Genomic DNA, 9,255 nt, shown 5'->3' on the forward strand with positions numbered 1-9,255 from the left:
TTATGGAAAAAAGAAAAAGAAGAAAAGTAAAGAAAAAAAGAAAAGAAAAAGTTTTTACACCTTTGTTCGTGATTTTTTTATTAATAATTAGTTTTATTGTTATTATTTATAATATATTTAAGAATGATTATTTTAGAATTTCTCAAATATATATTGAAGGCAATAAAATTTTAAGCGATGAGGAAATCTTATCTAAATTAAATAATCCTATAGGAAATAATATTTTTTTCTATGATGCGAATAAGAGTATAGAAAACTTAAAAAAAGAAGAAATTATTAAAGATGTCGATATACAAAAAGAATATCCAGATAAGATACTTATAAATGTAAAAGAAGAATTTGCATTTATGACAGCAACATTCAACAATAAAGAGTATATAATATCAAATGAATCTAAAGTTTTAGATAAGACAAGTAATAAGAATGGCCTAGTTGTATTAAAAGGGATAGAAAAAAAACCAAAACTTGGTGAAAAGTTTACAGATAATAAGCAAGTTCTTGGTTTTATAGAGAAAATTCAAGAATATAAGTATAGCCTTAACTTAGAAGAAATAGACTTGGAAAACAATCAGGATATTGGTATAATAATAAATGATATTCATATTAATTTTGGAGATTTAAATAATTATGATTATAAGCTGAAACTACTCGATTCAGTTTTAAAAGATATTAGTGATAAAGGGCTTAAAGCCTACACTATAAGACTTGATAAAGGTAAAGATCCTGTAGTTGAAGTCGATAAAACAAGTCTAGATCAAGATAATGAGAAATAAAAGTTATGAAACGGGGGAGGAATATGGCAAATATCAATATGGAAGTAGAAAATAATGCCTTAGCCAAAATTAAAGTAATAGGTGTAGGTGGTGGTGGAAATAACGCCATAAGCCGAATGAGAGAAGGAGGACTTTCTGGAGTTGAGTTTATAGCGCTTAATACAGACCTTCAAACATTAAATGAAGCTAATGCTGATATAAAATTACAAATTGGTGCAAAGCTTACAAGAGGACTTGGAGCAGGTGCTAATCCTGAAATTGGAGAAAAGGCTGCTGAAGAAAGTGAATCTGAAATAGATGAGGCACTTAAAGGAGCTGATATGGTTTTTATCACTGCTGGAATGGGTGGTGGAACTGGTACAGGTGCGGCTCCAGTAGTTGCTAAAAAAGCAAAAGAGCAAGGTATACTTACAGTAGGAGTTGTTACAAAACCTTTTACATTTGAGGGAAGAAAAAGACAAACATCTGCAGAAGGTGGTATAGAAGCACTTAAGGATAGTGTAGATACATTGATTACAATTCCTAATGATAGACTTTTACAAATAGTTGAAAAAAGAACATCTATGGTAGAAGCATTTAAAATGGCTGACCAAGTACTTATGGATGCTGTAAGTGGTATATCAGAACTTATAGCTATACCAAATGTTATTAACCTTGACTTTGCAGATGTTAAATCAATTATGTCAGACCAAGGTATTGCTCATATGGGTATTGGTAGGGCAAGTGGTGAAAATAGAGCAGTTGATGCTGCAAAAGCTGCTGTAAACTCTCCACTACTTGAAACATCAATAGAAGGTGCAAATGCAGTATTATTAAATGTTACTGCAGCAGAAGTTGGACTTATGGAAGCAAATGAAGCAGCAGAGTTAATAAGAGAGCATATCGATTCTGATGCCAATATCATTTTTGGTGTTGGAAGTGATGAATCTCTAGGTGACGATATTAAGATTACTGTAATAGCAACAGGTTTTGATCAAGATTCTCAAAAAAGAAGAGAAGTTATTGAAAATAGAAGACAAGCACCGGCGAAAAATACAACAAAAAGACAGAATTCACAAAAAATATCAAATCCATTTGATGATATAGATCTTCCTGACTTCTTAAAATAAAATGAAATGTCCATATTGTGACTCAAATGATACAAAAGTTATAGATTCGAGGGCTACAGAAGATAATACTGCTATAAGAAGAAGGAGGCTTTGCCAAAGCTGTAACAAGAGATTTTCAACTTATGAAAGGTATGAAGACAGGACACTTATGGTTATAAAAAAAGATGATACAAGGGAATCTTTTGATAGGTCAAAGCTTATAAATGGTATAGTAAAATCTTGTGAGAAAAGACCAGTTTCTATCGATCAAATTGAACAAATAGCAAATGAAATAGAACTTGAAATAAATCATTTGGGAAAAAAGGAAGTATCTTCCACTACAATAGGAAAATTTGTTTGTGATAAACTTAAAAATATAGATCCAGTAGCATATGTTAGATTTGCTTCAGTATATAGAGAATTTAAGGATGTAGAAAGTTTTTACGAAGAATTAAAAAATTTAAAAGATGAAAATTGATGTTATTCATGAAGGATAGCATCTTTTTTTTAAAGATAGGAAAAGCATGGATTTATTTGAATTAAATAGGATAAGAGAAATTGAAAAATCAGCTCCCTTAGCAGATAGGCTAAGACCTAAAACACTTGATGATTTTATTGGTCAAGAACATTTGATAGGTGAAGGAAAGATTTTAAGAAGGATGATTAAGGCAGATAGGATTTACTCATCTATTTTTTATGGACCTCCAGGAGTTGGTAAGACTACACTTGCAGAAATCATATCAAATACTACTGATATGGCTTTTGAAAAAATATCTGCTGTAGCAAGCGGTATATCCGATCTAAAGAAAAAAATAGAAATAGCAAAGGATAATCTTAAATTTGAAAATAAAAAGACTATACTTTTTATAGATGAAATTCATAGGTTTAATAAATCACAACAAGACTATCTTCTGCCTTTTGTAGAAGATTCTACAATTATATTAATTGGGGCAACAACAGAAAATCCATATTTTGAAGTAAATAAGGCATTGATATCTAGAATGTATGTTTTTGAGCTGAAAAGTCATAGCTATAATGATTTAAAGATGCTTATAGATAGAGCAATAAATAAGGATAGAATACTCCAAAGAAAAAATATAAGTATAACAAATGATGCAATAGAAACCTTAATATCCTATTCAAATGGAGATTGTAGGGCACTTTTAAATGCTTTAGAGATAGCTGTGTTTTCACAAGATGATAATAAAGGTATAATAGAAATTGACCGCCAAACTATCTTAGATTCAATTCAAAAAAAGATTTCAATATATGATAGAAATGGTGACAGGCACTACAATACAATATCTGCTTTTATAAAATCTATGAGAGGTTCAGATGTTGATGCAAGTATCTATTATTTAGCAAAAATGCTTAACTCAGGTGAAGATATAAAATTTATAGGAAGAAGGATGATTATTTTTGCTGCAGAAGATATTTCTCTTGCAGATCCAAATGCATTAAATATTGCAACTAATGCTTTTAATGCGTCAATAGCAGTTGGAATGCCTGAAGCAAGAATTATTTTAGCAGAGGCTTGCGTTTATCTTGCACTTAGTCCTAAAAACAATTCCACATATCTTGCTATAAATAAGGCTATGGATTTTGTTAAAAATAAGAGGGATTTAGAAGTTCCAAATAAATTAAAAGATACTCACTATAAAGATAGCAAAAAATTAGTAAAAGATGAGTATCTTTACCCTCATAACTATAATGGCTATGTTAAACAAGATTATTTACCAGATGAGTATAAAAATGAAAAATTTTATGAGCCAAAAAATATTGGATATGAAAAAGAGCTTGTAGAAAAATTAGAAAAAGTTAAGAGAGGATTAGACAAATGAAATTAAGAGAAATTCAAAGAGATTTAGAAAAATTTATTGATAAGGAAATTACTCTTGAAGGATGGATAAGACAAGCGAGGTTTACTAAGAATGTAGGTTTTATAGAACTAAACGATGGAACTATATTTAAGAACCTCCAAGTTGTGTTAAGTAAAGACTTAGATAACTTTGAAGAACTAAAAAAAGAACATCTTTCAGCATCATTAAGGGTTAGTGGGTTATTGGTTAAAACAAATAATGCAAAACAAGCCTTTGAACTTCAAGCAAATAAGGTTATTGTACTAGGCCATAGTGATGAAAAATTCCCTATTCAAAAACAAAAACAATCTCTTGAATACATGAGAACTATTCCTCACCTAAGAGCAAGAACAAATACTTATAGGGCAGTATTTAGATTAAGAAGTAAACTTGCATTTGCTCTTCATAATTTCTTCCAAGAAAGAGGATTTATCTACTTAAATGCACCTATAATTACAGCATCTGATACTGAAGGAGCAGGAGAGATGTTCCAAGTTACAACCCAAAATCTTGAAAAACCTAATCTAAATGATGAAGGAAAAGTTGATTATTCTAAGGATTTTTTTGGAAAGAAATCATATCTTACAGTATCAGGTCAATTGGAAGCAGAAGATTTTGCTCTTGCTTTTTCAGACATTTATACATTTGGACCAACTTTTAGGGCAGAGGAGTCAAACACACCAAGACATGCAGCTGAATTTTGGATGCTTGAGCCAGAGATTGCCTTTGCTGACTACAATGATTGTATGGATGTAGCGGAAAATATGATTAGGTATATGATTGACTATGTTCTTAAAAATTGTAAAGATGAGATTACTTTTTTCAATGAAAAAATTGATGATACACTTATAGAAAGGCTTGAAAAGGTAAAAGATGCTAAATTTGCAAGAATTACCTATACTGATGCTATAAAAAAACTAAAAGAAGCCAATGTAGATTTTGAATATCCAGTAGAATGGGGAATGGACCTTCAAACAGAACATGAAAGATATTTATCAGAAAAGATTGTAGATGGACCTGTTTTTGTTACAGACTATCCAAAAGACATAAAGGCTTTTTATATGAGAAGAAATGAAGATGGGAAAACTGTAGCTGCTTTTGATCTATTAGTTCCAGCTGTAGGTGAGCTGATAGGGGGAAGCCAAAGGGAAGAAAGATATGATGAACTTGTAAAATCTATGGAAGATAATGGACTTAACATAGATGAATATCAAAATTATCTAGATCTTAGAAGATATGGTTCTGTTGTTCATTCAGGATATGGACTTGGTTTTGAAAGAGCTGTAATGTATCTTACTGGAATGAAGAACATTCGTGACGTAATACAATATCCAAGAACAGTTAAGTCATTTGCATCAAAAAACTAAGGAGTAATTATGAGGGAATATAATCCAAATGCCATTGAGAAAAAATGGCAAAAAATATGGGATGATGAGGAAACATTTAAAGCTGTTATAGATAAGGATAAAAAGAAATTCTATCCATTAGTAGAATTTCCATATCCATCAGGTCAAGGTCTTCATGTAGGCCATCCAAGACCTTATACGGCTTTAGATATAGTAGCAAGAAAAAGAAGACTAGAAGGAGAAAATGTAATTTATCCAATGGGTTGGGATGCATTCGGTCTTCCAACAGAAAACTATGCTATAAAAAATCATATACACCCAGCAATAGTTACAAGAGATAATATTAAAAATTTCAAGTCGCAAATGAAATCAATTGGTTTCTCATTTGACTGGTCAAGAGAAATTAACACAACTGATCCAAATTATTATAAATGGAGTCAATGGATATTTATACAACTCTATAAACATGGGCTTGCCTACAAAAAAGAAATGCCAATAAACTGGTGTCCATCATGTAAGATAGGACTTGCTAATGAAGAAGTAGTTGATGGTAAGTGTGAACGATGTGGCTCAGATGTAACCCATAAGGTTAAAAATCAATGGATGTTAAAAATTACAAAATATGCAGACAGACTCATAGATGATTTAGATGGTGTTGACTATGAAGAAAAAATCAAAACTCAACAAAAAAATTGGATTGGAAGAAGCTATGGTGCAGAAATAGACTTTAAATTAAAGGATAAGGATTATAAATTAAATGTCTATACTACAAGACCTGATACAATTTTTGGCGCAACTTATATGGTAATAGCACCAGAACATCCTATGCTTGAAAAATTTAAAGATGATATTAAAAATCTCGATAAAGTTAAAGAATACCAAACTTTTGCTAAGAAAAAGTCAGATTTTGAAAGAAGTGAGCTTTCTAAGGAAAAAACAGGGGTTAAACTTGATGGAATATCTGCTATAAATCCTGTAAATGGAAAGGAAGTTCCAATTTGGATATCTGATTATGTACTTATATCTTATGGTACAGGTGCGATTATGGCAGTACCAGCCCATGATGAAAGAGATTTTGAATTTGCTAAAAAGTTTGATATGCCAATAATTCCTGTAATTGACAATGGGGATGAAGAACTTCCTACAATATCAAATGACAAGGGACTTATGATAAATTCAGATTTTTTAAATGGTCTTTCTGTTGATGAAGCCAAAGCTAAGATGATAGAATATGTTGAAGATAATGAGATAGGCTTTGCAAAAGTAAATTACAAACTTCGAGATTGGGTATTTTCTAGACAAAGATATTGGGGTGAACCAATTCCTATGATTTATTGTCAAGAACATGGTTGGGTTCCAGAAAAGGAAGAAAATCTTCCTATAGAGCTTCCTGAAGTAGAAAGCTATGAGGTGACAGATGATGGAGAAAGTCCATTATCAAAAATAGATGACTTTGTAAATACTACTTGCCCAATCTGCGGAAAGCCTTCTAAAAGGGAAACAGATACAATGCCACAATGGGCAGGCTCTTCATGGTATTATTTAAGATACACAGATCCTAATAATAGTAAGGATATTGCAAGCAAAGAAAATCTAGAATACTTTACACCAGTTGATTGGTATAATGGCGGAATGGAACATACAACACTTCATTTACTCTATTCAAGATTTTGGCACAAGTTCTTATATGATATAGGTAAGGTTCCTACAAAAGAACCATATCAAAAAAGAACATCTCATGGAATGATTCTTGGAGAAGACCATCAAAAAATGTCTAAATCAAGAGGAAATGTAGTAAATCCTGATGACATAGTAAGAGATTATGGTGCTGATACTCTAAGAGTATATGAAATGTTTATTGGTGATTTTAGATCAACTGCTCCTTGGTCAGACGAGGGGGTTAAAGGTTGTAGGAAATATCTTGAAAGAGTATTTAACCTTTATGAATTAGTAGAAGATGGAGAAGAATATTCAAAAGATTTAGAAATTCTTATAAATCAAACTATTAAAAAGGTTTCTGATGATTATGAATCACTAAAATATAATACAGCTATAGCCGCTTTGATGAGTCTATTAAATGAATTTAGAAATAAAGGGACAATCACCAAAAAAGATTATAAGACTTACTTAATCTTATTAAATCCAGTTGCCCCTCATTTAACAGAAGAATTATGGGAAGAAATAGGATTTGAAGGTGAGCTCAATCAAGCATCATGGCCAATTTATGATAAATCTAAGCTTGAATATGATACAATTGAACTTCCAGTTCAAGTAAATGGCAAAGTTAGGACTAAACTTAATATAAGTAAAGATGCAGATCAAGAAGATGCTGTAAGTAAGGCAGAAAATGATAAAAACATACAAAAACATATAGATGGAAAAGATATATTTAAGGTAATATATGTACCAGGCAAGATATTAAATCTACTTGTAAAATAAAGACTAAAAAATGGACTATTCATAAATTTATGAATAGTCCATTAATATTTTTGATTTTGTATAGCGGATATAATCTTAGTAATCTTTTCACTAGAATCTAAATCTCCTGTAGAGATATTTTTAATATATTCAATCAAATCCATACTCTTACTAACAAATTTTAAATAGTCATCTCCAACTATAAAATCAATTAAAAGCTTATCTTCAATTTTTTCTAATGAAAAAACATAAATACCTTCTAAATATTTGGTATTTCTCAAAAATACACCCTGATTTGGAAATCTTTCAAACCCATCAATAAAAATTTCTTCCTCTTCTATATTTATGTCGAGGCCAAGCTTTATAATCTTTTCAAAAAGTTCTTTAAAAGCTTTTAAATCAAAATTTTCATAAAAATTATCTACCTTAATTCGAGATTTATTTTTTTCTATTGAGAGGCTTATGTTCTTGTTATTATAGAATTGATAAAAGATAGCCTTAAAAATATAAAATGCAGTATTATAATATAAATTTTTAAGTCTTGCTTTTTTATCAATTTTTAAGTAGACTTCCTTTTTCTCTATATTTCCTTCAATTGTATATACAATATCTTTTTCAACCATCTGTATGTTTTTTATTTTAAATGAGGATATTTCGGGATTTTCATCCAGAAGATAGGCGGTTTTCGGAATAAAAATGCTTCTATCTAAGATAAGTTTAGTATAAGGATAATTATATTTTTTCTTTTTTATATTTGCACTAATTTCATCTATCAAGGGATGACTTATGTATAATAAATCTTTCATACTATAATTATATCATATGTTATAATTTAAGTGGGAGATAGATATGAGAAAAATATTATTTTTAAGCTTATTAGGTTTTATTTGTGGAATAGGTTTTTTTGTATATTTTGAAGGTCTTAATTTAGTCTTGATTTTAGGACTTTTTTTCCTATGTCTTTTATTTATGAAAAAAACAATTTTTTATTTTTTTCTAGCAGTAATTTTAGGAAATTTCATAGCAGGAATAAATTTTAATTCTTTTAAATTGAACAAATATGAAAAACTAGACTTATCACTTTTAGTAGTGGATAAGTCTAGCACTAATGATAGATTTATTTATACAGTTAAGGCTAAAGATAAAATTTATAAAATAGATGAAAAATCAATTCTTATATCAGATAAAGAATTTAATCTTGGAGATAGGCTTATAGGAAATTTTGAAATAGATCTAGTCTCTAAAAATACCAACCCTTATCTTTTCAACTATAGGAATTACATGCTTGGAAAAGGGGTTAAATCAAGACTTAAAATTATAGATTTGAAGAGAGTAGAAAAAACGAAATATCTTAATTTAAGACTTAAAGAAAAATTTAGTTTTTATATAAAATCTATCTTTGACAATAATTTAAGTGAGGATGCATCTGATTTTGTAAAGGCTGTGGTTTTATCAGAAAAGTATAAGAATATAAGTGAATTATCATCTTTAGGTATTTCCCATTTACTTGCTGTATCTGGTCTTCATATAGATATAATATTAGGGTTTATGATACTTATACTTATAAAATTTGGGCTTTCTTATAAAGTGGCTCTGCCTTTAGGGGTAATTTTTTCAGTATCTTATGGATATTTGATAGGATTTCCTTTCTCTATTATGAGAGTAATCTTACTTCATAGTATTACATATTTGGGTTTTTTACTAAAAAAAGGAAAGGATATGTATAAAATTCTAATGGCATCTTTTCTATTAATTATTTTTATAAATCCTT

Annotated in this window: 8 protein-coding genes; 7 read left to right on the forward strand and 1 reads right to left on the reverse strand. The window is 29.7% G+C overall.

Annotation, left to right across the window (positions count from 1 at the left end):
* Positions 1 to 2: 2 nt before the first annotated feature.
* From SOR60_RS00705 to leuS, 6 genes are read left to right on the forward strand one after another with little or no spacing between them, the layout of a single operon-like run.
* Positions 3 to 773, forward strand: coding sequence for a cell division protein FtsQ/DivIB (locus SOR60_RS00705; RefSeq protein ID WP_320594957.1), 771 nt, complete (start codon positions 3 to 5; stop codon positions 771 to 773).
* A 23-nt stretch (positions 774 to 796) separates the two neighbouring features.
* Positions 797 to 1,882 carry a cell division protein FtsZ gene (ftsZ, locus tag SOR60_RS00710; RefSeq protein WP_154541118.1) on the forward strand — a complete coding sequence of 362 codons (1,086 nt, stop codon included), beginning with the start codon at positions 797 to 799 and terminating at the stop codon, positions 1,880 to 1,882.
* A gap of 1 nt (position 1,883) precedes the next feature.
* Positions 1,884 to 2,339 carry a transcriptional regulator NrdR gene (gene nrdR, locus SOR60_RS00715; RefSeq protein WP_154541117.1) on the forward strand — a complete coding sequence of 152 codons (456 nt, stop codon included), beginning with the start codon at positions 1,884 to 1,886 and terminating at the stop codon, positions 2,337 to 2,339.
* 46 nt (positions 2,340 to 2,385) lie between these two features.
* Positions 2,386 to 3,702 carry a replication-associated recombination protein A gene (locus SOR60_RS00720; protein ID WP_320594958.1) on the forward strand — a complete coding sequence of 439 codons (1,317 nt, stop codon included), beginning with the start codon at positions 2,386 to 2,388 and terminating at the stop codon, positions 3,700 to 3,702.
* Complete coding sequence (gene asnS, locus SOR60_RS00725) at positions 3,699 to 5,087, forward strand: asparagine--tRNA ligase (RefSeq protein WP_154541115.1); 1,389 nt, start codon at positions 3,699 to 3,701, stop codon at positions 5,085 to 5,087. Before SOR60_RS00720 ends, asnS begins: the two co-directional genes overlap by 4 nt.
* A gap of 9 nt (positions 5,088 to 5,096) precedes the next feature.
* Positions 5,097 to 7,505: a leucine--tRNA ligase gene (leuS, locus tag SOR60_RS00730; protein ID WP_320594959.1), complete on the forward strand. Its 2,409-nt coding sequence runs from the start codon at positions 5,097 to 5,099 to the stop codon at positions 7,503 to 7,505.
* A 41-nt stretch (positions 7,506 to 7,546) separates the two neighbouring features.
* Here the strand turns inward: leuS and SOR60_RS00735 are convergent, their stop codons facing one another.
* Positions 7,547 to 8,290 carry an alanyl-tRNA editing protein gene (locus tag SOR60_RS00735; protein ID WP_320594960.1) on the reverse strand — a complete coding sequence of 248 codons (744 nt, stop codon included), beginning with the start codon at positions 8,288 to 8,290 and terminating at the stop codon, positions 7,547 to 7,549.
* Between the two features lie 43 nt (positions 8,291 to 8,333).
* On the opposite strand from SOR60_RS00735, the gene SOR60_RS00740 reads away from it, so the two are divergent.
* A partial coding sequence (locus SOR60_RS00740; protein ID WP_320594961.1) for a ComEC/Rec2 family competence protein occupies positions 8,334 to 9,255 on the forward strand: 922 nt, incomplete at its 3' end.

The sequence above is a fragment of the Anaerococcus porci genome (assembly GCF_034090325.1).
GTDB lineage: Bacteria > Bacillota > Clostridia > Tissierellales > Peptoniphilaceae > Anaerococcus > Anaerococcus porci.